Source organism: Spirillospora sp. NPDC000708 (assembly GCF_040299565.1).
Lineage (GTDB): Bacteria > Actinomycetota > Actinomycetes > Streptosporangiales > Streptosporangiaceae > Spirillospora.
On record NZ_JBEPCJ010000003.1, the window covers coordinates 270,460 to 292,998 of the forward strand.

Here is a 22,539-nt window from a genome sequence, read left to right on the forward strand (position 1 = left end):
GGGGAGCGACCTGAGAGGGGCCACGATGAGCGCGTACGGGACGGTGCGGGGCGCGGTGCTCGCGCCGGGCGACGACGGCTACGACGCCGAGCGGACCGGCTTCCAGACCGCCGACCCGCACCGTCCCGAGGCGATCGTGGTGGCCGAGGACGCCGGCGACGTGCGCGCCGCCGTCGAGCTCGCCGCCGAACGGGGCATGCCGGTCGCCGTGCAGAACACCGGGCACGGCCTCCCGCTCCCCGCCGGCGGCGGCCTGCTGATCGCCACCCGGACGATGACCGGCGTGGAGATCGACCCGGCGGCCCGGACGGCGCGGATCGAGGCCGGCGTCCGGTGGGCTCAGGTCGTCGCGGCGGCCGCCCCGCACGGGCTGGCGCCGCTGAGCGGGTCGTCGCCCGGCGTCGGCGCCGTGTCCTACACGCTCGGCGGCGGGATCGGCCTGATGTCGCGGCGGTACGGGTTCGCGGCCGACCACGTCCGGTCGATCGACGCGGTCACCGCGGACGCGCGGCTCCGGCACGTCACGCCGGAGAGCGACCCGGACCTGTTCTGGGCGCTGCTCGGCGGCCGCGCCAACTTCGGCGTGGTCACGGGCCTGGAGATCGGGCTGCTGCCGGTCGCGCGGCTGTACGGCGGCGGCCTGTACTTCGACGCCGACCTGATCCCCGAGGTGATGGACGCCTGGCGGCGGTGGACGGAGACCGTCCCGGACGAGATGACCTCGTCGGTCGCGCTGATGCCGGTGCCCGGCGTCCCCGCGTTCCCCGAACCGCTGCGCGGACGCCACGTCGCCCACGTCCGGATCGCGTACACGGGGGACGCGGCGGAGGGCGAGCGGCTCATCGCGCCGCTGCGAGCGATCGGGCCGCGGCTGGTCGACACGGCCGGCGAGATGCCGTACACCGACTCGGGTCTCATCCACAACGAGCCGCCCGTCCCGATGGCGTACCGGGCGACGAACGTCGCGGTCGGCGCGCTGGACGGCGATCTCGTCCGCGACCTGCTCGACCTGGCCGGGCCGGGCGCGCCCGACCGGGCGATCGTGGAGGTCCGGCACCTCGGCGGGGCGATGGCGAAGCCGCCGGCCGTGCCGAACGCGGTCGGCAACCGGGGCGCCGGGTACCTGGTCGGCCTGCTGTCCAAGCTCGGCCCGGACGCCACCGGTGCCGACGCCCTGCACGGCCGGTTCGGCGGGCTGCTCGCCGCGCGGTCGCGCGGGCAGGTGCTGAACTTCCTGTTCGGCGCGAACGCGACGCCCGGCCAGGTGCGGGCCGCGTACGAGCCGGAGACGTACCGGCGGCTCGCCGAGTTGAAGGCGCACTACGACCCGGCGAACCTGTTCCGCCTGAACCACAACATCCCGCCCGCGAAATAGGGACGCGAGGCCCCGCAAGGCCCCCGCGCCCTCCGGGCCCTCACGCCCAGGACCCCCGTTCCGGACACCGGAGCGGGGGTCCTCGGCGCCTCACTTCCGCGCGGTGCGGCGCGGCAGGAGGAGCGCCGGGACCAGCGCCAGGGCCAGCAGGACGAGCGCGAACGCATACGTGTGCCGGAACGCGTCCGCCAGCGGCCCGGCGACGGCCGCGTGCGCCCGCGGGCTCAGCCGGTGCACGGCTTGGAGCGCGCCGCCGCCGTCCGGATCGTCCGGGACGAGGCCGCTCATCAGCGTGGACAGCACCACCGACGCCAGCGCCGTCCCGATCGCGCCGCACGCGGTGTTGACGAGGTTCACCGTCGTGCTCGCGGCGGGCGCCTGCTCGTGCCCCATCCCGCGGGTCGCCGCCGTCATCGCCGGCATCATCGTCGCGCCACCGCCCGCGCCCATCAGCAGCATCGCCGCGCACAGCCCCCAGTACGGGGCGTCCGCGCTCAGCTGGACGGTGAACAGCCCGAACCCGGCCAGCGCGGTCGTGACCGACACGGGCACGAGCCGGCCCGGCGGGACCCGGTCCACGATCCGCCCGGCGGCCTGCATCGCCGTCCCGGAGCCGAGCGCGAACGGGATGCCGAGCAGGCCCGCCACCGTCGCGCTCTCGCCGCGCACGACCTGGAGGTACAGGGGGAGCAGCAGCATCGTCCCGAAGTAGCCGGTCGCGAACAGCGCGAGCGTCCCGGTCGCGGCGGCGAACGTCCGGTCGCGGAACGGCCGCAGGTCGATCAGCGGATGCCGGACGGTCAGCGCCCGCAGCACGAACCCGGCGACCAGCAGCGCCCCGGCGGCCAGCGGGACCAGCACGCGGGCCGAGCCGAAGTCGCCGCGGTCGCCGCCGGTCGTCACCCCGTACAGCAGGGCGGCGAGGCCGGGCGACAGCATCAGCAGGCCGAGGACGTCCAGCGGGGTGCGCGCCCCGGCGGCGTCGCGGGGGAAGACCCGCGCGGCGAGCGCCACGACCGCCGCCGCGACCGGCAGGTTGACGAAGAACATCCACCGCCACGACACCGCGTCGATCAGCCAGCCGCCGAGGACAGGCCCGGCGAGCGGGCCGACAAGCACGGCCAGCCCGAGCGTGCTCATCAGCCGGCCGAGCCGGTCCGGTCCGGCGGCGCGCAGCAGGATCGTCATGCCGACCGGCATCACCAGGCCGCCGCTCAGCCCCTGCACCGCGCGGAACGCGATCAGCGACTCGATGTTCCAGGCCAGCCCGGCGAGCGCCGACCCGGCCGCGAACGCGGCGATCGCCGCCAGGTACAGCCGCCGCGCGCCGAACCGCCCGACCGCCCACGCGGCGGACGGGATCACCGCGGCCAGCGCCAGCGCGTACGCGGTCGCCACCCACTGGACGGTGCCGAGCGGCGCGCCGAAGTCCGCCGACAGCCGGTTCAGCGCGACGTTCACCACGGTCTGGTCCAGCGTGATCATGATCGAGCCGAGGACCAGCACCAGCGCGACCGCCATCGGCCGCGTACCGCTTCTCACCGCCGGCGGGGCCTGCGTCGTCGCCGCCACGTCAGCCGCCGTACGGCCGGGCGGCGCGGGCGTCGCGCAGCGCGTGGCCCCACCAGGCGAGCTGGTCGAGCATGCCCTTCGCCGCCGCCTCGGCGCCCTCGGCGTCGACGGGGCGCCCGTCCTCGCCGAACCAGTTCCACGGCGCGTGGAAGCTGACCGTGTCGCGCATCGTGACGGCGTGCAGCTCGGCGAAGACGCCGCGCAGATGCTCGACGGACCGCAGCCCGCCGGACACCCCGCCGTACGACACGAACGCGACCGGCTTGGCGCGCCATTCGTAGTAGTGGGTGTCGATCAGGTTCTTCAGCGTCCCGGGGAAGCTGTGGTTGTACTCGCAGGTGATGACGGTGAAGGCGTCGGCCGCCTGCAGCGTGCGGGTGATCTCGTCGAAGCCGTCGGGCGCGGGCGTGCCGAGGCGGCTGGGGGGCGGCGCGTCCGCGACGTCCACCAGGTCCAGGACGAGGTCGTCCCGCTGGGCCGCCTGCTCGGCGAACCAGCGGGCGACGGTCGGGCCGAAGCGTCCCTCGCGGGTGCTGGCGGTGATGACGGCGACGCGTAGAGGTGTGCTTTCCATGGCCCCGACGCTAAGAACGGGCCTACGGGCCGGGCATCTGTCACCCGACTGGTCGACGAGCCGGCCGCATCCGCCTCGGATCCGCGTCCTTCCCTGTCAGTCGCCCAGCCGGACGGGAGCGGTCGTCCATGCGCCGTCGGACGGCGCGGGCGCGCACGCCCGGGCCAGAACGCGCAGGACGGCCTGCGGGTCGCACCCGTACAGGCCCGCGCCCCAGGCCGCGTTCGTCTCCACGACCGCCCACCCCCGACCCTTGATCAGGCCGACGTCGACGACGACCGCGGGCGGCAGCGGTACCTCGTCCAGGAGCAGCTCGGCGTAGGCGAGGGCCTCCGCGTCCCAGGGCGCCTCCCAGCGGCCGTCGCCGGTGAGCGCGAGCTCGCCGTCCCGCAGGTACGGCGACATCGCGACGATCTCGCCGTCCAGTACCTGGCAGCGGTACTCGACCTCCCACTCGACCGGTTCGCCGACGAGGACGGGGGTGTCGCCGGGCACCGCGTCCGGGAGGCCGGCGGGCGAGCCGTAGACCCGGCCCTCGAAGCCCTTGCGGCCGTCCGCCGGCTTCACGAAGACCGGCCGGACGAGCGACTCACGAACCTCCGCCAATGTCGACATATCTACATTTCGACGGAGATGCCGTTCCGGCAGGCCGGGCAGCCACGAGGGCGGCGCGTCGATCAGCGCGACGCCGAGCTGCGCCGCGATGACCTCCACGAACGTCGGCTCCCCGTAGAGCGCCACGTCCTGTCCGCGCAGCCGCGCCGGCGCCCGCCACCCGCCCAGGCGTTCCGCCTTCCATCCGGCCCGTCCGGCGGCGAGCCGCAGCACCTTCGAGTCCTCGGAGTAGCGGGGCGACAGGACGAGCGTCGGCATGACGGACCTCCACGGCTGACGGCAAGGCCGTCAAAGGATGCCGTCATCCGCGAGCCCGTGTCATCCGACTTGATCGCAGGGGACGCGCGGGGCGGCGGGGGCGTGGAACTCGGCCCATACCGCCGTGCCGCCGAGGGCGCGGTGCGAGCCCCACGCGGTGGACAGGGCGTCGACGAGCCGCAGCCCCCGGCCGTCCTCGCCGCACGGGGCGTCGCGCACGCAGGGCGCGCCGCCCGTGCCGCCATCGTCCAGGACGGTGACACGAAGCGTTCCGTCGGCGGCGCTGACGATGACGGTCACCCGGCCGCCCAGGCCCGACGCGGTGTGCTCGCACGCGTTCGCGACCAGCTCGTCCACGCACAGCACGATGTCGGCGAGGGCCTCGGCGTCGATGTGCGGCGCGACGCGGCGGACGAACGCGCGCGCCTCCGGGGCGGACCGGGCGACCCCGGGCAGGGTGGTGGTGCCGAGGAGTCGCATGGGACCGCGCGTCCGGACAGTGCCCCGTGTCATCGAATCGCTCCCTCAGGTGAGTGCTCCGGCCAGCATGGGTCCGCCGATGCGGCCGCACAATCGCCTGTGGTGACAAGCCGGGCGCCGCGCATTCGCCGTTTACGCAGATGCACGGCCCGGACGTGCGACGATACGTGCCGGCGCCGACGCGCACGGTGACGGTCGGTTGCCGTCGCACCGGGGGCCCAGGGAGGATCGCGTGGTGAACGAACTCGAAGAGGGAACGCGGCTCGCACTCGACTTCGGCAAGCTGCGCGCCGTCGCGGCGACCGGTTCGGAGGTCGTGCCGGTCGTGCTGCAGGACGCCGCGAGCAAGGACGTCCTGTTCATCGGCTACGCCAACGAGCAGGCGCTGAAGGCGACGCTGGACGAGCGGATCGCGGTGCTGTGGTCGACGTCGCGCAACGAGCTGTGGCGCAAGGGCGCGTCGTCCGGCGACGTGCTGGAGCTGGTCGAGGTCCGCGTCAACTGCGAGCAGAACTCGCTGCTCTACCTGGTCAACCGGACGACCGGCGGCGCCTGCCACACGAAGTCGGCGTCGGGCGACGCGCGCCCGACCTGCTACTACCGGTCAATCACCGGCGAGGGAGCCCTCCGCCACGAATGACAGGGGCCTGCCCGGCGTCCGCCGGACCGGCGAGCGCTCCACGCGGCGCAGGACCGCCTCGCGGACGCCGGCGGGCGGGGCCGGGTCGAACGCCAGCCGGTAGCGGAAGAGGGTGGCCGTCTCCCGCCGGTCGAGGTCGACGCGCGCCGTGACGGAGGCGCCGGGGAGGCCCAGCTCGTCCAGCGCCATGCGCGCGGTCATCGTGATGCAGGGTGTGCGGTCCCGCCTGGCACTCGACCTGGCAGGGGACCGTTCCCGCCGCTCTGGCTGTGGTCGTTCTTGCCGCTGTGCGCCGTGTTCGCGCCGTTCCCGTCGCTCTTGCCGCTGTTGCTGCTGTTGTTGCCGTTGCTTCCGCTGTTCCCGTTGCTCGGGTGCGTCTTCTTGGCCTTCGGGGACCGGGTGTTGGCCTGGCCGGGAGGCGTCGTCCGGGCGTGCTGGGGCGTGCCCTTCGGGGACGGGCTCGGCTTCGGATGCCGCGGCGGGGACGTGCGCGGGACGACCGACGGCGACGGCGACGGCGCCTGCGGCAGCCGGTCGCCGCGGTGCCACGGCTGCTTCGGCGCGTGGTGGTGGGACGGCGCGGGCGCCGGGGACTGCCCCGGAAGGTGCCCGGTGCTCGCCGCGACCGCCACGCCCCCGCCGAACGCCGCGAGCGTGGCGGCGACCACGGCGACCTTGACCGTCGCGTAGCGGGGCACGGCGGCCCAGCGCGAGCGCCGCGCGGCGGGGCGCGCCCGGGCGGCGCGGAAGGCGGCGGCCGCGGCGTCCTCGCCGGCCAGCTCCCCCGGACGCGGCGGACCGGCGGCGGCCGACAGCAGCGCGCGCAGCGCGTCATGCCCGTCGGCGGAGCCGCCCGCGGAGCCGTCGGCGGAGCCGTTCGCGGAGCCGTTCGCGGGGCGCGCCGGAGCCCCGCCGAGCAGCCGCTCGGCGGTGCGCTGATCGAGCCGTCGGGCTCGCTGATGGTCGCTCATCTCACCCCTTCAGCGCCCGTACCGCCGCTTTTGTCACTTCGGGCGGCGGGCAGCGAGCCCGCCTGCGGCGCCGGAACGGTCCCGGAGACCGCGGCGGCGGACCCCGCGAGCCGCTCGGACAGGCGGCGCAGGCCCCGGTGGGCGGCGGTGCGGACCGCGCCCGGCCGCTTCCCGAGCACCTTCCCCGCGGACTTGGCGTCCAGTCCCACCACCACGCGCAGCAGCACCGCCTCGGCCTGGTCGCGCGGCAGCCCGGCGATCAGCCGCAGCGCGTCCTCGGTGGCGATGCCGTCGAGGGCCAGCGCCTCGGTGTCGGCGGGCGCCGCGAGCGTGAGCAGCTCCTCGGCGGGCGCGTCGGCGGCCGGGCGGCGGGACCGGCGGCGCAGGTGGTCCAGCGCGCGGTGCCGGGTGATCGTGGCGGTCCAGCCGCGGAACCCGTCGATGTCGCCGCGGAAGGCGGGCAGGTCGCGGGCGATCTGCAGCCACGCCTCGGACGTCACGTCCTCGGCGTCCGCGCCGACGAGCGCGCCGGCGAAGCGGATCAGCCGGGGCTGGACGTCGCGGTAGAGCACCCGGAAGGACTCCTCGTCCCCTTCCTGGGCCGCGCGAAGAGCGCGGTCGAGGTCGTCCTCGCCGCCCGCACCCTCCTGCCGCGCTCGCGTCACGTGCGTCATTGTGCAGGCAATTCAGGAGTGGTGTGACATGTACGAGGTGCTCGGCGCTGACCGTTCTGAACGGCCGATCGCCAGAGCGCGCGCGGCGTTCGTCCCCTGATGCGAAGTGATGGACGACATGATCCGTGATTTGCCTGCACACCGGCACGGCCCGGACGAGGAATCCGGCGCCGCGCCGGGCGGCGCCGGATTCCCGGACCATGCCGCGCACCCCTTGCACACCGTGCCCCTGACGCAGGCCGTGTCCACGACGGGCGCCCCACCCCCGGACGGCGTGCGCCCGGGCGGCGTGCGCCCGGGCGGTCCCGGGGCCACCGCGCCGGACGGGGCGCCGGTGTTCGTGGACGCGACCGGGCGGCGGCACCGGCTGGCCCGGCGGATCGGGCTGCTGGCGGGCGCGCTGCTCGTGGTCTTCCTCGGCGCGCTGGGCATCGGGGCGGCGACGGGCGCAGCCGTGCCGGGGACGCCGTGGAACGCGCCGTCCGCGCATCCCGGCGTGGGCGGGCAGCAGCCGGCCAGCGCGCGCGCCGGAAAGCAGGGCGTGGTGGCTGAGCCTGGTGGGGCGTCGCCGAGCCGGCGTCCGCGCACCGTCCCGTCGGGGGCGTCGCCCAAGGCGCCCTCCGCGACGTCGAAGCCGGTGACGACGGCCGCGCCGTCCGCGTCGTCCGCGCCCAGCGCCAAGCCCTCGGCCACCACGTCCACGAGCCGGCCGGGCAACTCCCACGCGACCCCGCCCGCGTGGGGGCACACCAAGAAGCCGGCCTGAGCATGCGGCGAGGCGAACCGCGGGGCCACTGGGTCCTGCTGCTTCTCGGTGGCCTGGCGCTGACCGTCCTCCTGCTGCTGGACGGCTACGCGCACGGCGCAGTCGGGGAGGCACCGCGCAAGGACCCCGCACACCCCGTCCCCGCGCCGTCCGCGATCACCTCCGGCGGACCGGTGCTCAACATGGCGGGCGGAACGCCGCACTCGCTGCGGACGCCGGCCAAGACGATCGCGCTGACCTTCGACGACGGCCCCGACCCGACCTGGACGCCGCGGATCCTCGACGTCCTGCGCCGCCACGGCGCGCACGGCACCTTCTTCGCCGTCGGCGCGCACATCGCCGAGAACCCGGGGCTGACGCGCCGCATCCTGCGCGAGGGCAACGAGATCGGCTCGCACACCTACACCCATGTCGACCTCGCCACCGCCCCCGCCTGGCGCGCGCGCCTGGAACTCGACCTCACGCAGCGCGCGCTCGCGGGAGCGGCCGGGGTCCACACGCGGCTGATGCGGATGCCGTACTCCTCCGTCCCGGACGGCCTGACCGCGCCGGAGTGGGGGGCGGCCCGCCGCGCGGGCGCCGACGGCTACGTCGTCGTGCTCACCGACCGCGACACCGAGGACTGGCGGCGGCCCGGCACCGCCGAGATCGTCAAGGCCGCGCTCGCGGCCGAGCGGCGCGGCCAGGGCGCCGTCGTCATGCTGCACGACTCGGGCGGCGACCGGGCGCAGACCGTCGCCGCCGTCGAGCAGATCATCGACCGGCTCCAGCCGCAGGGCTACCGCTTCACCACGCTGTCGCAGGCGATGCGGATGCCCGCCGCCGACATCGCCGTCCCGGGCCGGGAGAAGGCGATCGGCTGGACGCTGGTCGCCGCGCAGCGGACCGCGTCCGCGCTCACCGGCTGGCTGGGCGCGCTGTTCGGCGTGGCCGGGGCCCTGTACGTGCTGAGGCTCGTGCTGCTGCTGGTGTTCGCGCACGTGCACGTCCGGCGCGTCCGGCGGCCGTCCCGCCGGGGGGCGTCCCGCCGGGGGCCGCGGGCGGGGCCGGCGCCGCCCGGACCGTACCCGGACATCTCCGTCATCGTGCCCGCCTACAACGAGGAGGCCGGGATCGCGGCGACGGTCCGCTCGCTGCTCGACACCGACTATCCGGGCGCGTTCGAGGTGATCGTGGTGGACGACGGGTCGTCCGACCGGACCGCCGCGATCGTCGAGGGGCTCGCCCTGCCGGGCGTCCGGCTCGTCCGCAAGCCCAACGGCGGCAAGCCCAGCGCCCTGAACGCGGGCGCGGCCGTGGCGCGCGCGGAGATCCTCGTGCTGGTCGACGGCGACACCGTGTTCCAGCGCGACACCCTCCGGCACATCGTCGGGCCGCTCGCCGACCCGCGGGTCGGCGCGGTGAGCGGCAACACCAAGGTCGCCAACCGGGGCGGGCTCCTCGGCCGCTGGCAGCACATCGAGTACGTGATCGGCTTCAACCTCGACCGCCGGATGTTCGACGTGCTGCAGTGCATGCCGACCGTCCCGGGCGCGATCGGCGCGTTCCGCCGCTCGGTGCTGGCGCGCGTCGGCGGCGTCCCCGCCGAGACCCTCGCCGAGGACACCGACCTCACCATGGCGATCTGCCGGTCCGGGTACCGCGTCGTGTACGAGGAGAAGGCGATCGCCTGGACGGAGGCGCCGTCGTCGCTGCGGCAGCTGTGGCGGCAGCGGTACCGCTGGTGCTACGGGACGATGCAGGCGATGTGGAAGCACCGCCGGTCGCTGGTGGAGCGCGGCCCGTCCGGCCGGTTCGGCCGCCGCTGCCTCACCTACCTGGCGGTGTTCCAGGTGCTGCTGCCGCTGTTCGCGCCCGCCGTCGACCTGTTCGCACTGTTCGGGCTGGTCTTCCTGAACCCGGTGGAGCCGATCCTGCTGTGGGCCGGGTTCGTCGCGGCGCAGACGGCCGCGGGCGCGTACGCGCTCTGGCTGGACGGGGAGCGCGTCCGCCCGCTGTGGGCGCTGCCCCTCCAGCAGTTCGTGTACCGGCAGCTCATGTACCTGGTCGTCGTCCAGTCGGTGGTCACGGCGCTGCTGGGGTCCCGGCTCGGCTGGCACACGATCCGCCGCACCGGCACGTTCTCCGACGTCCCTCCGCAGCCCGCGTCCGCCCGCTGACGGAATCCGATCCGGCGGGCGGGAACAATCCCGGGGGCCCCAGGGGTTACACATGGCAGCCGGTGTGCCTGGTGTCCCCGGGCCTCACCTATCGCCTTCACGGAATACCGTCCGGCTGGAGCCGTGTTGAGCCTTTCGCCGAGAGGCGACCCGCACACCGGTGCTTGACCAGGGCCCCGCCGGGCCGCAAGACCCGGCGGGGCCTGGTCGTGTCCGGGGGAAGACGCCGGATTCGCCCGAGTCCGGGGTGATGTCAGACTGGCCCGCATGAGTCTCGCGGCGCATCTGGAGGAGCTCGGCCGTCCGCTGGTCGAGGAGCAGCTGAAGCACCCGACCGTCGTCGGCATCGCGAACGGCGACCTGGACGAGGCGGTCTTCCGCTCCTGGCTCGAACAGGACTACCTGTTCCTGCACGACTACGTCCGCGTGTTCTCCCGGCTCGCCTGGCAGGCGCCGTCCGCGCACCTCGGCGATCTCGTCGACCTGGCGCACGCGACCTACCACGACGAGCTGGACCTGCACCGGTCGCTGTCCGCGGAGTTCGGCGCCGACCTGGACGGCGCCCGGAAGGGGCCGCCCTGCGCCGCCTACACCGCGTTCCTGCTGGACAGCGCCGCCGCCTACGGCGACGGGCTCGCCGCCCTGTACCCCTGCATGTGGGGCTACTCGACGCTGGGCGCCCGCCTCGCCGAGGACCCGCCGGCGGAGCCGCGCTACCGCCGCTGGGTCGACACCTACGCCGACCCCGGCTTCGCGGAGCTGACCCGCCGCATCGCCCAGATGATCGACGAGTCCGGCGCCGACCCCGCCCGCGCGGAGCGCCTGTTCCTGGAGGGCATGCGCCACGAGCTCGCCTTCTGGGACGTCCCCCTCTAGCCCCCTCTAGATCGGTGACCGCCGAGGTCCACCGGGTCCGGGCCGCCGGTCGAGGGCCCTGGGCCGGGCGTGCGGAACTAGGCCGCGCGGAGGGCCTCGGTCGGGGGCAGCCGGGCGGCGCGGGCGGCGGGATAGAGGCCGGCCAGGGCACCGATGAGGACGGCCGCCGCGAGGCCGGCGCCGACCGCGGCCGCCGGTATCTCGGGGTGCCAGTGACGCTGCGCGGCGGTCGCGAACGTGATCAGCGTGCCCAGCAGGACGCCGGCGACCCCGCCCAGCGCCGACAGCAGCAGGGATTCCAGCAGGAACTGGGCCGCGATGTGCGGGCGGGTGGCGCCCAGCGCGCGGCGCAGCCCGATCTCGCCGCGGCGCTCCAGGACGGAGATGACCATGACGTTCGCGATCCCGATCCCACCGACGAGCAGCGCGACGGCGCCGAGCCCCAGCAGCAGCGCCGTCGTCGAACCGGCGATGAGCAGCCGTGACTCCAGCACGTCGGACGGCCGGGTGACGGCCACGGTGTCGGGGGCCTCCGGGTCGACGGCGCGGGCCAGCAGCCCGGAGGTCGCGTCGACCCGGCCGGTGTCCGCCCGCAGATAGAGCCTCGTCGGGTGCCCGGTGTAGCCGAACCCGGCGGCGGCCGCGGTGCCGATCAGCGCCGCCCGGTCGATCTCGGGCGCGAGCTCCAGCGGCTGCAGGATGCCGGCGACGGTGAACCAGCGTCCGCCGAGCCAGACCCGCGTCGCGGTGTCGACCCGGTCGATGCCGAGCCCCTCGGCGGCGTCGTGGCCGAGTACGACCACCGGATAGCGTCCGGTGGCCTCGGTGAGGAACGCGCCCGCGGCCAGGCGGCCGTCCAGGGTGGCGAGCAGGGACGGCTCGGTCGCGCGCACGTCGAGCCCGCCGGTGCGGCCGCCCGGGACGCGGTCGGTGCGGAACACGGCGAGGTCGGGGAGGTCGGCGGTGGCCGTGACCCGGGTGACCCCGTCGGTGCGCGCGACGCTCGCGGTCGCGGTCGGCGGCAGCGGCACCTCGGCGCCGCCGCGGTCGGTGCCGGTCGCCACCGTCAGCAGGTTCGTGCCGAGCCGGTCGACGCGGGCCAGCAGCTGCGACTGGCTGGAGCGGGTGATGCCCAGCACCGCGATGATCGCCGCGATCCCGATCGCGACGCCGAGCGTCGACAGCGCCGTCCGCAGCCGCCTGCTCCGCAGGCCCACGGTGGCCAGGGGCAGCAGGTCGCCCGCCCGCAACCGCGACGCGCTCATGCCCGGCCCCCGGCCGGTTCGTCGGCGGTGATCCGGCCGTCGCGCAGTTCGACGCGGCGGCCGCAGGCGTCCGCGACATGGGCGTCGTGCGTGATGACCAGCAGGGTGACGCCGCCGGCGTTGAGGTCGTGCAGCAGTGCGAGGATCCGGTCGCCGGTGGCCGAGTCCAGGTTGCCGGTCGGCTCGTCGGCCAGCACGAGGGCGGGGCGGCCGACGAGGGCGCGGGCGATCGCGACCCGCTGGCGCTCGCCTCCCGACAGCACGCGGGCCGGATGGCCGGCCCTGCCGGAGAGGCCGACCCGGTCCAGCGCCTCCAGCGCGGCGGCCTTGCGGCGGCGCGGCGGAACGCCCCGGTAGAGCAGTCCGTCCGCGACGTTCGCCACCGCCGTCTGGTGGTCGAGCAGGAAGAACCGCTGGAAGACGACGCCGACCGCGTGCGCGCGCAGCCCCGAGAGCCGCCGGTCCGGCAGCGTCTCGATGCGTTCGCCGCCCAGCGACACCGATCCGCCCGTCGGACGGTCCAGTCCCGCGGCCAGGTTGAGCAGCGTCGTCTTGCCCGACCCGGACGGCCCGACCACCGCGGTCATCTCTCCGGACCGCACGGCCAGGTCCACTCCGCGCAGCGATTCCACCGGCGGCGTCCCGGGATAGGTCTTCACGACCTCGGTGAAGCTCAACACGATGTCGCTCATGAGACGGGCACCTCCACGCGCGTGCCCTCGCCGACGCCGTTCACCTCGACGGTCCCGGTCGCGTCGTCGAACAGCCCGGGTGTGACGGGGACGAGCCGCCGCGCGGCCCCGTCCCGGACGGCCACCTGGTAGCCGCCCCCGGGACGCGCCAGCAGCGCCGTGACGGGAACCGTCAGCACGTCGCGCCGCCGCTCGCTCTCGATCGCGACCTGCACGGGCACCTGGTCGAGGTCGGCGAACACCCGCGGTGGCCTGACCAGCGTGATGGTCACGGTCACCGTGGCGGGCCCCGGGGGCGCGCCCTGCGGCGCCTCGGGCGCCGCGGCGACCTTCCCGAGCGTCCTGACCCGGCCCTGGACGACGCCGTCCGAGCCGACCATCGTGATCTGCACCGGGTCGCCGGCGTGCAGCTGCGCCCGCCGGTCCGCCGTCACCGACACCCGGACGACCTTGACGGTCGACGTGCCGGACAGCATCCGCGTCCCCGGCCCGGCCGACGCCCCGGCGCCGGTGTCCACATGGGAGACGCGGACGGGCCCGCGGAGGAACACGACCTCGCCGAGCGCGAGCTCCCCGGTCCGGGCGGCCGGCGGCAGCCCGCGCGCCTTCTGCCACCGGCGCACGGCCGCCGCCGTCGCGGCCGAGAAGTGCCGGTCGACGGTGCCGGGCGCGTATCCGAGGGCGTCGAGATTGCGTTCGAGCTCCAGCACGTCGGCGCCGGCCGTCATGCCCCAGGTGAAGGGGCGGTAGGCCGGGACGTGTCCGTAGAGCAGGACGGCGTCGGTGCCCGCGACGGCGAACAGCCGTGACCCGCGCCCGATCACCGAGCCGGCCGCGGGCGCGGCCGTCACCACCCCGGGGGCCAGCTGGTTCACGACCGAGACGGTCCCGTCGTAGCCGAGCGTCCCCGACAGCGGCACCCGCGAGACGATGTCGCCGCGCCGCACCGGGACCGCGGTCACCGCCACCGGCGCCTTGCCCGCCCCGCGCGCGGGTTCCCCCCGGCTCGCCGCCCAGATCCCGCCGGACGCGGCGACGACCGCGACCCCGGTCGCCGCGATCACGACGGCCCTCATGAGACGGCGATCCTTCCCGACCAGTACCGCTGGCAGGGCTGTGTGGCCTGGAGGAGGCGCTGCGACTTGCCTTCCGCCTCGATCGCCGTCCCGTGGAGCGGGAAGGACCCGTCGGCCTTGGGGTCGGGCCATTCCGGGATGCCGTGTTCGCGGACGCATTGGGCGAACCGTTTGAGGGCCGGGACGTCCTTCGGTTTGGGCTCCTGCCGGTTGTCCCTCCCGGACCGCTTCTTGGCGGTGGAGTTCATCCGGTCGAGGATCGCCTTGCATTCCGGGACGCTCTCCAGCGCCTGGAAGATCGTCTTCGTCTGGTCGGGCCCGCCGGCCGGGGAGAAGGTGATGTCGTCCCCGGTGGCGTTCACTTTAGGGTCGGGGAAGGTCGGGTAGCCGTGCGCCCGGGCGCACTGCGACATGCTCCTGCCCAGCGCGAGCACCTGCTGCATGTTGTTGGCGCTGGACGAGGGGGACGCGGACGCCGCGCCGTGGCCGGAGGCGCACCCGGCCAGGGCCAGCACCGACGCTGCGGCCAGCGCCGCGGGGGCGAGTCTGTTCATGTCCGCCAGGGTGGGCGTCCGCGCCGCCCGTCCGCGTCTGGCGCGAGGCGGACCCCTGCGTACATCTTCCGACAGATCCGCTCGCGACCGCGGCGTCATACCCTTCAGCCATGCGTCCCCGGGCCGGCCCCCTCCTGCTCGACTCCGCGGCGGCGGCCGTCCTCGCCCTGGCGAGCGCGCTGCTCGGCGCCGACCCGGGCCTGCACACCCCGACCCAGGCCAAGATGACGATGGTCTACGGCTCCGAGGCAGGCTGGCGGGTGCACATCGCCTTCTGGTGGCTGGCGGGCGGGCTGCTGGTCGCGGCGCTCCTGGTCCGGCGCCGCCTGCCGGTGGCCGCCGTGGTCCTCGCCGCGGCGGGCGTCGCCTCGCACCTCACCGGCTGGCCCGCCGTGGTGTTCGCCAAACCGTTGAGACCGGGATCGGGGCTCGGCCACGATCTCCCGCTGCTGCCGCTCGACCTGAGCGTCCTGGTCACGGTGTACGGGCTGGCCGGCGCCGCCGCGACCCGCAGGGCGTCGGTGGCGTTACTGATCGCCCTTGAGACGGGACTGGGCCTGCTCGCGCTGGTGGAGCCGCTGGAGGCGATCCGCCTGGGCCGCCTCGGCCCGCGCAAGGGGGACTTCCTTCCCTCCGCGTGGGGCGCGGTGCTCCAGGCCCTGTCGGACGCGGCCGTCCCGGCGCTGCTGCTCGGCATCGCCTGGGCGGCCGGCGACAACGCCCGGACGCGGCGGGCGCACCTGGCCGTCATCGAGGCGCGGGCCGCCGACCTGGAACGCGACCAGGAGCAGCGCACCGCCCTCGCCGTCGCGACCGAACGCGGGCGGATCACCCGCGAGCTGCACGACGTCGTCGCGCACGGCCTGTCGGTGATGGTCGTCCAGGCGCAGGGGGCGCAGGCGGCGCTGCGCCGCCACCCCGAACGCAGCGAGGCCGCCCTGCACAACGTGATCACGACGGGCCGCGCCTCGCTCGCCGAGATGCGCCGGCTGCTCGGCCTGGTCCGCACGCAGGCGGAGCTGGCCCCGCAGCCCAGCCTCGCCGCGCTGCCCGAGCTGATCGACCGGGTCCGCGCCAGCGGGCGCCCGGTCGCGTTCGAGATCACGGGCGAGCCGGCGACGCTGCCGGCGGGCATCGAGCTGTCGGCGTACCGGATCGTCCAGGAGGCGCTGACCAACACGCTCAAGCACGCCGACCCGGGCTGCTCGTGCAGCGTCGGCCTCGACTTCACCGGCGGCGAACTCACCATCCGGGTGCACGACACCGGCGGCACGGGGCGGCCACCGGTGTTCGGCAACGGCCTGCGCGGCATCGCCGAACGGGTCACCGCCCTCGGCGGCACCGTCCACGCCGGGCCGGCCGACCGGGGCGGCTTCGAGGTCACCACGGTCCTGCCGCTGGCGGCCCCGGCATGATCCGGGTGGTGATCGCCGACGACCAGTCCCTGGTCCGCACCGGCTTCCGCATGATCCTGGACGAGACCGGCGACATCGGCGTGGTGGGCGAGGCCGCCGACGGGCTGGAGGTCCTCGCCACCGCCGCCGCGACGTCCCCGCACGTGATCCTGATGGACGTGCGGATGCCCGGCATCGACGGCATCGAGGCGACCCGGCGGCTGCGCGGGCGCGCCGCGCCGGACGGCCCGCCGCACGTGATCATCCTGACCACCTTCGACCTGGACGAGTACGTCTACGCCGGCCTGCGCGCGGGCGCCGCCGGGTTCCTCCTCAAGGACACCCTCGCCGCCGACCTCGTCACGGCGGTCCGCACGGTCGCGTCCGGCCAGAACGTCGCCGCCCCGACCGTCACCCGCCGGCTGATCCGCCATTTCGTCGACACCGCCCCGCGCGCGGCGCACGCCCCTGGCCTGGCGATGCTGACCCCGCGCGAGGGCGAGGTCCTCGTCCTCATCGCCCGGGGGATGTCCAACGCCGAGATCGCCGAGGCCCTCCTCATCACCGAGGGCACCACGAAGACCCATGTCAGCCGGATCCTCACCAAGCTCGGCCTGCGCGACCGCATCCACGCCGTCATCTACGCCCACCAGAACGGCGTCGTCTAGCGCGCCGGCTGCGGGAGAACCACGTGCGGATCGTCGAACTCGCCGACAGCCGTGACCTGCGACTCCGGGCGTCCGGCCGCTTGCTGCGACAGAAACGCTGTTCTGGAATTCCCGTGGATCTCCATGCTCCATCCGCCCGGGGGCGTGAGCGGGAAGGGGCCGCCTTGCCGGACCGAACGACGACGGGGACCGGGCCGTCGGCGATGCGTGTGGAGACAACTACTTCCGCTCCCGCGAGCATCTGATGGCCGCCGCTCTCGCCGAGTGGCAGGAGGAGCTGACCCCCGGGTCCTCGGACGCAGCCACGCCGCCGACGAGGACCCCTCCAGCATGGCGATCGACTACTACCGGCGCGCGCTGCGGGCCTTCCACCGCAGCCCGCGGTCAGCGCGGCAGCCCGAGGATGCGCCCGGAGATCACGTTGAGCCGGATCTCCACGGTCCCGCCGCCGAGGAGCAGGCCGGGCAGGCCCAGCTCGTCCCGCACCAGGCCGCCGGGACCGTTGCCCAGCGTCCCCTCCGGCCCGAGCAGGCCGAGTGCGGCGGTGGTCCGCTCCCGGTCGGCCAGCGCGCCGCCGCCCTTGATGACGCTGGCGCCCACACCCGGTTCCAGGCCCGACATCCAGCGCAGCGTCTCGCGGAGGCCGAGCGCCCCGAGCGCGAAGCGGTCGGCGGCGGCGCGGCCGAGCGCCTGGAGCGCGGCGTCGTCCGCGGCCGTCAGGATCTTCTTGCTGACGATCCAGCCTGTTCGGACGTTTGTGAGAGAACACCCGTTCTACTGGATCTCCGTTCTCATGTCCGGCCACCCGCTGAAAATCCTTGACACCCGGGCGCCACCCTTAACTTCCCGGCATTGCCTCTAGCCCCGCGAGGCCCGCGGATCCCCTGCGACCGTGCGGGTTTCACATGAAACAGCGAGCGCGCGGCCCCCGGCCGGGGACCGCGCGCTCATCGGCGGTGTCAGTGGGCCGCCCGGACCTCCCGGCGGGCCGGGACGGCGGCCGCCGGGGACGCCGCCGGGTCGCCGTTCAGCGCCTTGAACCGGCGGAGCCGCAGGCTGTTGCTCACCACGAAGACCGAGGAGAACGCCATCGCGCCGCCCGCGATCATCGGGTTGAGCAGCCCGGTCGCCGCCAGCGGCAGCGCCGCCACGTTGTAGGCGAACGCCCAGAACAGATTGCCCTTGATCGTGCGGAGCGTGCGCCGGGACAGCCGGATCGCGTCCGCTGCGGCCCGCAGGTCGCCGCGGACCAGGGTGAGGTCGGACGCCTCGATCGCCACATCCGTGCCGGTGCCCATCGCCAGGCCGAGGTCGGCCTGGGCGAGCGCGGCGGCGTCGTTGACGCCGTCGCCGACCATCGCGACCGTCCGCCCCTCGCCCTGCAGGCGCTTGACGACGTCGACCTTGTCCTGCGGCAGGACCTCGGCGATGACCTCGTCGATCCCGACCGCGTCGGCCACCGTGCGGGCGACGGTCTCGCTGTCGCCGGTGAGCAGGACGGGCCGCAGCCCGAGCGCCCGCAGCTGCGCGATCGCCTCCGCCGAGGTCGGCTTGACCTGGTCCGCGACGGTGATCACCGCGCGGGCCTCGCCGTCCCAGCCGACCGCGACGGCGGTCCGGCCGAGGGCCTGCGCCTCCGCCATGGCCCGCTCCAGGGCGGGGGTCAGGTGCTGCGACCACTCGGCGAGCAGTTGCGGCCGGCCGACGAGGACCCCGTGCCCGTCGACGACCCCCTGCACGCCCAGGCCCTCGACGTTGGCGAAATCCTCGACCGTGCCCAGCGTTCCCACGCGCTCCGTCGCGCCCTTGGCGATGGCCTGCGCGATCGGGTGCTCGGACGCGTTCTCCAGCGCCCCCGCCAGCCGCAGCACCTCCGCCTCGTCCGCGCCGCCGGCGGTGTGGACGTCCACCAGCGCCATCCGGCCGGTGGTGACGGTGCCGGTCTTGTCCAGCACGACCGTGTCGATCCGGCGGGTCGACTCCAGCACCTCCGGGCCCTTGATCAGGATGCCGAGCTGCGCGCCGCGCCCCGTCCCGACCATGAGGGCGGTCGGGGTGGCCAGGCCGAGCGCGCACGGGCAGGCGATGATCAGCACCGCGACCGCCGCGGTGAACGCCCCGGCGAGGCCGGATCCGGTGCCGATCCAGAAGCCCAGCGTCGCGACGGCCAGCGCGATCACCACCGGGACGAAGATCCCGGAGATCCGGTCGGCGAGCCGCTGCACCTGCGCCTTGCCGGTCTGCGCGTCCTCCACCAGCCGCGCCATCTGCGCGAGCTGGGTGTCGGCGCCGACCCGCGTCGCGCGGACCAGCAGCCGCCCGCCCGCGTTCACCGTCGCGCCGACCACCGCGTCGCCCGGCGCGACCTCCACCGGGACGGACTCGCCGGTCAGCAGCGACGCGTCCACCGCCGACGACCCCTCGGTCACCACGCCGTCCGTCGCGATCTTCTCGCCGGGACGGACCACGAACACGTCGTCCACCGCGAGCCGCTCGACCGGGATGCGCTCCTCGCGCCCGTCGCGGACGACCGAGACCTCCTTGGCGCCCAGCTCCAGCAGCGCCTTGAGGGCGGCGCCCGCGCGGCGCTTGGAGCGCGCTTCGAAGTAGCGGCCCGCGAGGATGAACGCGATGACGCCGGACGCGGCCTCCAGGTAGATGTTCATCGACCCGTCCGAGCGGGTCATGGAGAACTCGAACCCGTGCTTGAGGCCGGTCTCGCCCGCGGTGCCGAAGAACAGCGCCCACAGCGACCAGCCGAACGCGGCGAGCGTGCCGACCGACACCAGCGTGTCCATCGTCGCGGCGCCGTGCCGCAGGTTCGTCCACGCGGCCTTGTGGAACGGCCAGCCCGCGTAGACGACGACCGGCGACGCCAGCGTCAGCGACAGCCACTGCCAGTTGTCGAACTGCAGCGCCGGGACCATCGCCATCGCGATCACGGGGACCGCGAGCACGACCGACATGATCAGCCGCTGCCGCAGCGTGGTGAGCCCGTCGTCGGGCTCGTCCTGCTCGCCCCGCGCGTCCTCGCCCTTGGGCGGCGCCGGCAGCTCGGCGGTGTAGCCCGCCGCCTCGACGGTGGCGACCAGGTCCTCCGGGGACACCCCGGCGGGGTACTCGACCCGGGCCTTCTCGGTGGCGTAGTTGACCGTGGCGGTGACGCCCTCGAGCTTGTTCAGCTTGCGTTCGATGCGGTTGGCGCACGACGCGCACGTCATCCCGCCGATCGCCAGCTCGATCCGCCCGGATTCCGCTTCTGGCACGGCGCCGGTGGTCATCGCTCCTCCTTCGCTTCGACCGTACGGGATGTCAGTGGGTGTGCTCGCCGTGGCCCTCGCCCTGCGGCTCGCCCTGCTGGACGGGCGCGGGCGACGGCCCCGCCGTCGCGGTGAACTCCGCCGTGCGGACCTTGCCGCCGTGCTGGAAGTCCAGGTAGAGCCGGTACGTGCCCGCGCTGGGCGCCTCGGCGTAGAAGGTGATGTCGGGTCCCGGCTTCGTCTTGCCGTCGCCCGGCTCGCCGTCCGGGTGGACGTGCAGGTAGGCGAGGTCGCCCTGGCGCAGCGCGACCAGGTGCCCGTACGCCTCCAGGTACGGCTCCAGGTCCGTGACCGGCTTGCCGTCCTTGCTCACCGACAGGGTCAGCTTGCTCGACCTGCCCGGGGCCAGCGCGCCGGCGAGCCGCACCTCGTAGCCGTCCACCTTCGCGACCCGCTCGGGCCCCGGCAGCGGGACGGGCTGGAAGTCGCCCGCGGCGGCGACGTCGACGCCCAGCGTCAGCGCCTCCTCGGCACCCTCCGGCTGGACGTCGGTGAAGAACCGGTACGCGCCGGCCTTGGGCAGGACGACCGCGACCTCCCACACGCCGCCGCCGACCTCGGTCGGGTGCAGGTGCTGGAAGCCGGACAGGTCGCGGCGCGCGATGATCAGGTGCAGCCGCTTGCCGTGCAGCGGCGTGAACCTGGTCACGGGCCGGCCGTCCGGGCCGTCGATGGTGAACCGGAAGTCGGTCCGCACGCCCGGCCGCACGTCGGTCGTCCGCGGGTGCAGGGTGTAGCCGCCCTGGCTGACCTGCAGCCCGCCGGGGACGGCCGCGGCCGCCGCCGTCCCGCCGTGGGACCCGTGCGAGCCGTGCCCGCCGTGCTCGCCCTCGTCGGCCTTGCCGACCGGGCCGGCCGCGGTGCCGATCGCGGCGGCCCCGCCGAAGACGACGGCCAGCGCCGCCACGTAGGCGCCCAGCTTGGTCGCGGTGTTCATCGTCCTTCACTCCACTCGTCTCGGCCCTGGTTCGCAGGGCGGCAGGCGTCAGGCCTGCAGGGCGTATCCCGCCTCCTCGACGGCGCTCTTGATCAGGGCGTCGTCGACGGGGGCCTCGCTGGTGACGGTCACCTGGCCGGTCTTGAGGTCGACGTCGACGGCGGTGACGCCGGCGACCTGCTCGACCTCCTCGGTCACGGAGGCGACGCAGTGGCCGCAGGTCATCCCGGTGACGGTGTAGGTGGCGGTGCTCATCTCTCGTCCTCCCTCATCGTGTACCCCCTGGGGGTATCTCGGTGGCCCCATGGTGCCACAACGCCGATGCCCCGCACAACCCGTACCCCCTAGGGGTTATTTCGAGATCCGGGTCACAGCGCGCCGCGCGGAGTTATCCACACCCTGTCCCGGGGGCCTCGCGGGGCGGGGCGCGGCGATTTGTCGATATTCGTCGAGGTATTCACCGCGGATCGCCCCGCCGGCGCGCCGAACCGCGCGCCATGCACAAGGTTTTCCACAACCTTCCCCAGCCCTGTGGGCAACTCCGCCGCGTCGCCGGGCGCGGGGCGCCGCTCCCGTCGATGGTCTCGCGTTCCGCGCCCCCGGAGGGCCCGCTTGCGCAGGTCCGCCGCACGGCTGCCGGAGCGTTTACCTTGGAGGGGTCACGGTCGGCGAGTGGAGGTCCGATGCCCGAGTTGCCCGAGGTGGAGGCGCTGGCGGCGTTCCTGCGGGAGCGCGTCGTCGGCCATGCCGTCGCGCGCGTCGACGTCCTCGCGATCTCTGCGCTGAAGACCTATGACCCGCCGGTCACCACGCTGGGCGGGCTGACCGTCACCGGCGCCGCCCGGCACGGCAAGTTCCTCGACCTGGACGTCGACGGCATCCACCTGGTGATCCACCTGGCCCGCGCCGGCTGGCTGCGGTGGCGCGACGAGGTGCCGACGAGACCCGCCCGTCCCGGCGGGAAGAACCCGCTCGCGCTCCGCGTCCACCTCGACGACGGCTCCGGCTTCGACCTCACCGAGGCCGGGACGAAGAAGGGCCTCGCGGTCTACGTCGTCCGCGACCCCGCCGACGTGCCCGGCGTGGCGGGCCTCGGCCCCGACCCGCTGGACGAGTCGTTCACCGCCGGCCGGCTGCGCGAGATCGTCGCGGGCAAGCGCACGCAGATCAAGGGGCTGCTCCGCGACCAGAGCGTCATCGCCGGCATCGGCAACGCCTACTCCGACGAGGTGCTGCACGTGGCGAAGATGTCCCCGTTCAAGATCGCCGCGACGCTCACCGACGACGACATCGCGGTCCTGCACGAGGCGATCGTGACGACCCTCCGCGACGCGGTGGAGCGCTCGCGCGGCCTCGAAGCGCAGGACCTCAAGGGCGAGAAGAAGACCGGCCTGCGCGTGCACGGCCGCAAGGGCGAGAAATGCCCGGTGTGCGGCGACACGATCCGCGAGGTGTCGTTCGCCGACTCGGCCCTCCAGTACTGCCCCACCTGCCAGACCGGCGGCAAGCCCCTGGCCGACCGCCGCCTCTCCCGCCTCCTCAAGTAACCCCCACCGACACCCGGTCGAGGGGGGGGGGGGGGGGCGGGCCCGGCGGGGGCCGCCCCCCCCACACGCGACGGCCGCCGGGAGAGGGGGCGCGGCCGGGGGGGAGGACGGGGGGGAGCGGGCCCC

Annotated in this window: 23 protein-coding genes; 8 read left to right on the plus strand and 15 right to left on the minus strand. The window is 74.9% G+C overall.

The genetic code is table 11. The features are described 5' to 3' along the window. Positions 1 to 25: 25 nt before the first annotated feature. Entirely contained in the window at positions 26 to 1,375 is a 1,350-nt protein-coding gene (locus ABT299_RS04195; protein ID WP_500249706.1) for an FAD-binding oxidoreductase, read from the plus strand. Positions 1,376 to 1,465: 90 nt separating this feature from the next. Here the strand turns inward: ABT299_RS04195 and ABT299_RS04200 are convergent, their stop codons facing one another. The 4 genes from ABT299_RS04200 to ABT299_RS04215 form a co-directional block, all read right to left on the minus strand. Beyond that, positions 1,466 to 2,896: a DHA2 family efflux MFS transporter permease subunit gene (locus ABT299_RS04200; protein WP_500249707.1), complete on the minus strand. Its 1,431-nt coding sequence runs from the start codon at positions 2,894 to 2,896 to the stop codon at positions 1,466 to 1,468. A 52-nt stretch (positions 2,897 to 2,948) separates the two neighbouring features. Continuing rightward, on the minus strand, positions 2,949 to 3,521 hold the full coding sequence (locus ABT299_RS04205) for an NADPH-dependent FMN reductase (protein ID WP_500192577.1): 573 nt from the start codon (positions 3,519 to 3,521) through the stop codon (positions 2,949 to 2,951). A gap of 96 nt (positions 3,522 to 3,617) precedes the next feature. Then, a complete protein-coding gene (locus ABT299_RS04210; RefSeq protein ID WP_500249708.1) occupies positions 3,618 to 4,394 on the minus strand; it encodes an ATP-grasp domain-containing protein in 777 nt (258 codons plus the stop codon). Between the two features lie 60 nt (positions 4,395 to 4,454). Next, positions 4,455 to 4,907 carry an ATP-binding protein gene (locus ABT299_RS04215; protein WP_500249709.1) on the minus strand — a complete coding sequence of 151 codons (453 nt, stop codon included), beginning with the start codon at positions 4,905 to 4,907 and terminating at the stop codon, positions 4,455 to 4,457. A 202-nt stretch (positions 4,908 to 5,109) separates the two neighbouring features. Here ABT299_RS04215 and ABT299_RS04220 point away from each other — a divergent pair, with 202 nt between their 5' ends. Further along, positions 5,110 to 5,514 carry a phosphoribosyl-AMP cyclohydrolase gene (locus ABT299_RS04220; RefSeq protein ID WP_206700012.1) on the plus strand — a complete coding sequence of 135 codons (405 nt, stop codon included), beginning with the start codon at positions 5,110 to 5,112 and terminating at the stop codon, positions 5,512 to 5,514. Here the strand turns inward: ABT299_RS04220 and ABT299_RS04225 are convergent. From ABT299_RS04225 to ABT299_RS04235, 3 genes are read right to left on the minus strand one after another with little or no spacing between them, the layout of a single operon-like run. Further along, on the minus strand, positions 5,479 to 5,715 hold the full coding sequence (locus tag ABT299_RS04225) for a hypothetical protein (protein WP_500249710.1): 237 nt from the start codon (positions 5,713 to 5,715) through the stop codon (positions 5,479 to 5,481). The genes ABT299_RS04220 and ABT299_RS04225 overlap by 36 nt on opposite strands. Beyond that, complete coding sequence (locus tag ABT299_RS04230) at positions 5,712 to 6,485, minus strand: hypothetical protein (RefSeq protein ID WP_500249711.1); 774 nt, start codon at positions 6,483 to 6,485, stop codon at positions 5,712 to 5,714. Before ABT299_RS04230 ends, ABT299_RS04225 begins: the two co-directional genes overlap by 4 nt. Next, positions 6,482 to 7,150, minus strand: a complete 669-nt coding sequence (locus ABT299_RS04235) for an RNA polymerase sigma factor (protein ID WP_347256493.1) — start codon at positions 7,148 to 7,150, stop codon at positions 6,482 to 6,484. The genes ABT299_RS04230 and ABT299_RS04235 overlap by 4 nt, the downstream gene beginning before the upstream one ends. Before the next feature lie 127 nt (positions 7,151 to 7,277). Between ABT299_RS04235 and ABT299_RS04240 the strand changes: the two genes are divergently transcribed. The 3 genes from ABT299_RS04240 (at position 7,278) to ABT299_RS04250 (ending at position 10,960) form a co-directional block, all read left to right on the plus strand. Further along, positions 7,278 to 7,925, plus strand: a complete 648-nt coding sequence (locus ABT299_RS04240) for a hypothetical protein (RefSeq protein ID WP_500249712.1) — start codon at positions 7,278 to 7,280, stop codon at positions 7,923 to 7,925. 2 nt (positions 7,926 to 7,927) lie between these two features. Next, complete coding sequence (locus ABT299_RS04245; protein WP_387025924.1) at positions 7,928 to 10,084, plus strand: bifunctional polysaccharide deacetylase/glycosyltransferase family 2 protein; 2,157 nt, start codon at positions 7,928 to 7,930, stop codon at positions 10,082 to 10,084. A gap of 267 nt (positions 10,085 to 10,351) precedes the next feature. Beyond that, entirely contained in the window at positions 10,352 to 10,960 is a 609-nt protein-coding gene (locus ABT299_RS04250) for a TenA family protein (protein ID WP_500249713.1), read from the plus strand. A 77-nt stretch (positions 10,961 to 11,037) separates the two neighbouring features. Here the strand turns inward: ABT299_RS04250 and ABT299_RS04255 are convergent, their stop codons facing one another. The 4 genes from ABT299_RS04255 to ABT299_RS04270 are packed head-to-tail and all read right to left on the minus strand — an operon-like array spanning position 11,038 to position 14,547. Further along, a complete protein-coding gene (locus ABT299_RS04255; protein WP_190851283.1) occupies positions 11,038 to 12,225 on the minus strand; it encodes an ABC transporter permease in 1,188 nt (395 codons plus the stop codon). Then, a complete protein-coding gene (locus ABT299_RS04260; protein ID WP_190851281.1) occupies positions 12,222 to 12,917 on the minus strand; it encodes an ABC transporter ATP-binding protein in 696 nt (231 codons plus the stop codon). The genes ABT299_RS04255 and ABT299_RS04260 overlap by 4 nt, the downstream gene beginning before the upstream one ends. Next, positions 12,914 to 13,993: a peptidoglycan-binding protein gene (locus tag ABT299_RS04265; RefSeq protein ID WP_500249714.1), complete on the minus strand. Its 1,080-nt coding sequence runs from the start codon at positions 13,991 to 13,993 to the stop codon at positions 12,914 to 12,916. The genes ABT299_RS04260 and ABT299_RS04265 overlap by 4 nt, the downstream gene beginning before the upstream one ends. After that, positions 13,990 to 14,547, minus strand: a complete 558-nt coding sequence (locus ABT299_RS04270; RefSeq protein WP_433144684.1) for a hypothetical protein — start codon at positions 14,545 to 14,547, stop codon at positions 13,990 to 13,992. Before ABT299_RS04270 ends, ABT299_RS04265 begins: the two co-directional genes overlap by 4 nt. 110 nt (positions 14,548 to 14,657) lie before the next feature. Here ABT299_RS04270 and ABT299_RS04275 point away from each other — a divergent pair, with 110 nt between their 5' ends. Together ABT299_RS04275 and ABT299_RS04280 are read left to right on the plus strand one after the other, a co-directional pair. Further along, positions 14,658 to 15,962, plus strand: a complete 1,305-nt coding sequence (locus tag ABT299_RS04275; protein WP_500249715.1) for a sensor histidine kinase — start codon at positions 14,658 to 14,660, stop codon at positions 15,960 to 15,962. A gap of 8 nt (positions 15,963 to 15,970) precedes the next feature. Then, positions 15,971 to 16,609, plus strand: coding sequence for a response regulator (locus tag ABT299_RS04280; RefSeq protein ID WP_347256492.1), 639 nt, complete (start codon positions 15,971 to 15,973; stop codon positions 16,607 to 16,609). A 384-nt stretch (positions 16,610 to 16,993) separates the two neighbouring features. Here ABT299_RS04280 and ABT299_RS04285 read toward each other — a convergent pair whose 3' ends face one another. The 4 genes from ABT299_RS04285 to ABT299_RS04300 form a co-directional block, all read right to left on the minus strand. Then, complete coding sequence (locus ABT299_RS04285; protein ID WP_190851268.1) at positions 16,994 to 17,230, minus strand: hypothetical protein; 237 nt, start codon at positions 17,228 to 17,230, stop codon at positions 16,994 to 16,996. A 338-nt stretch (positions 17,231 to 17,568) separates the two neighbouring features. Then, positions 17,569 to 19,890, minus strand: coding sequence for a heavy metal translocating P-type ATPase (locus ABT299_RS04290; protein WP_500249716.1), 2,322 nt, complete (start codon positions 19,888 to 19,890; stop codon positions 17,569 to 17,571). Between the two features lie 31 nt (positions 19,891 to 19,921). Continuing rightward, the gene (locus ABT299_RS04295) at positions 19,922 to 20,866 is read right to left on the minus strand and encodes a DUF8832 domain-containing protein (protein WP_500249717.1); all 945 of its coding nucleotides are present in this window, start codon (positions 20,864 to 20,866) and stop codon (positions 19,922 to 19,924) included. A 48-nt stretch (positions 20,867 to 20,914) separates the two neighbouring features. Beyond that, complete coding sequence (locus ABT299_RS04300; protein ID WP_190851256.1) at positions 20,915 to 21,121, minus strand: heavy-metal-associated domain-containing protein; 207 nt, start codon at positions 21,119 to 21,121, stop codon at positions 20,915 to 20,917. Between the two features lie 428 nt (positions 21,122 to 21,549). Between ABT299_RS04300 and ABT299_RS04305 the strand changes: the two genes are divergently transcribed. Then, positions 21,550 to 22,413, plus strand: a complete 864-nt coding sequence (locus ABT299_RS04305) for an Fpg/Nei family DNA glycosylase (RefSeq protein WP_500249718.1) — start codon at positions 21,550 to 21,552, stop codon at positions 22,411 to 22,413. The last annotated feature ends 126 nt before the right edge of the window (positions 22,414 to 22,539 follow it).

Coding starts and splice junctions, on each gene's coding strand:
- ABT299_RS04265 (WP_500249714.1), bottom strand. CDS start 13,993: ATGAGGGCCGTCGTGATCGCGGCGACCGGGGTCGCGGTCGTCGCCGCG.
- ABT299_RS04195 (WP_500249706.1), top strand. CDS start 26: ATGAGCGCGTACGGGACGGTGCGGGGCGCGGTGCTCGCGCCGGGCGAC.
- ABT299_RS04290 (WP_500249716.1), bottom strand. CDS start 19,890: ATGACCACCGGCGCCGTGCCAGAAGCGGAATCCGGGCGGATCGAGCTG.
- ABT299_RS04250 (WP_500249713.1), top strand. CDS start 10,352: ATGAGTCTCGCGGCGCATCTGGAGGAGCTCGGCCGTCCGCTGGTCGAG.
- ABT299_RS04225 (WP_500249710.1), bottom strand. CDS start 5,715: ATGACCGCGCGCATGGCGCTGGACGAGCTGGGCCTCCCCGGCGCCTCC.
- ABT299_RS04300 (WP_190851256.1), bottom strand. CDS start 21,121: ATGAGCACCGCCACCTACACCGTCACCGGGATGACCTGCGGCCACTGC.
- ABT299_RS04305 (WP_500249718.1), top strand. CDS start 21,550: ATGCCCGAGTTGCCCGAGGTGGAGGCGCTGGCGGCGTTCCTGCGGGAG.
- ABT299_RS04295 (WP_500249717.1), bottom strand. CDS start 20,866: ATGAACACCGCGACCAAGCTGGGCGCCTACGTGGCGGCGCTGGCCGTC.
- ABT299_RS04285 (WP_190851268.1), bottom strand. CDS start 17,230: ATGTCGGGCCTGGAACCGGGTGTGGGCGCCAGCGTCATCAAGGGCGGC.
- ABT299_RS04270 (WP_433144684.1), bottom strand. CDS start 14,547: ATGAACAGACTCGCCCCCGCGGCGCTGGCCGCAGCGTCGGTGCTGGCC.
- ABT299_RS04245 (WP_387025924.1), top strand. CDS start 7,928: ATGCGGCGAGGCGAACCGCGGGGCCACTGGGTCCTGCTGCTTCTCGGT.
- ABT299_RS04240 (WP_500249712.1), top strand. CDS start 7,278: ATGATCCGTGATTTGCCTGCACACCGGCACGGCCCGGACGAGGAATCC.
- ABT299_RS04210 (WP_500249708.1), bottom strand. CDS start 4,394: ATGCCGACGCTCGTCCTGTCGCCCCGCTACTCCGAGGACTCGAAGGTG.
- ABT299_RS04205 (WP_500192577.1), bottom strand. CDS start 3,521: ATGGAAAGCACACCTCTACGCGTCGCCGTCATCACCGCCAGCACCCGC.
- ABT299_RS04200 (WP_500249707.1), bottom strand. CDS start 2,896: ATGGCGGTCGCGCTGGTGCTGGTCCTCGGCTCGATCATGATCACGCTG.
- ABT299_RS04255 (WP_190851283.1), bottom strand. CDS start 12,225: ATGAGCGCGTCGCGGTTGCGGGCGGGCGACCTGCTGCCCCTGGCCACC.
- ABT299_RS04215 (WP_500249709.1), bottom strand. CDS start 4,907: ATGACACGGGGCACTGTCCGGACGCGCGGTCCCATGCGACTCCTCGGC.
- ABT299_RS04275 (WP_500249715.1), top strand. CDS start 14,658: ATGCGTCCCCGGGCCGGCCCCCTCCTGCTCGACTCCGCGGCGGCGGCC.
- ABT299_RS04230 (WP_500249711.1), bottom strand. CDS start 6,485: ATGAGCGACCATCAGCGAGCCCGACGGCTCGATCAGCGCACCGCCGAG.
- ABT299_RS04260 (WP_190851281.1), bottom strand. CDS start 12,917: ATGAGCGACATCGTGTTGAGCTTCACCGAGGTCGTGAAGACCTATCCC.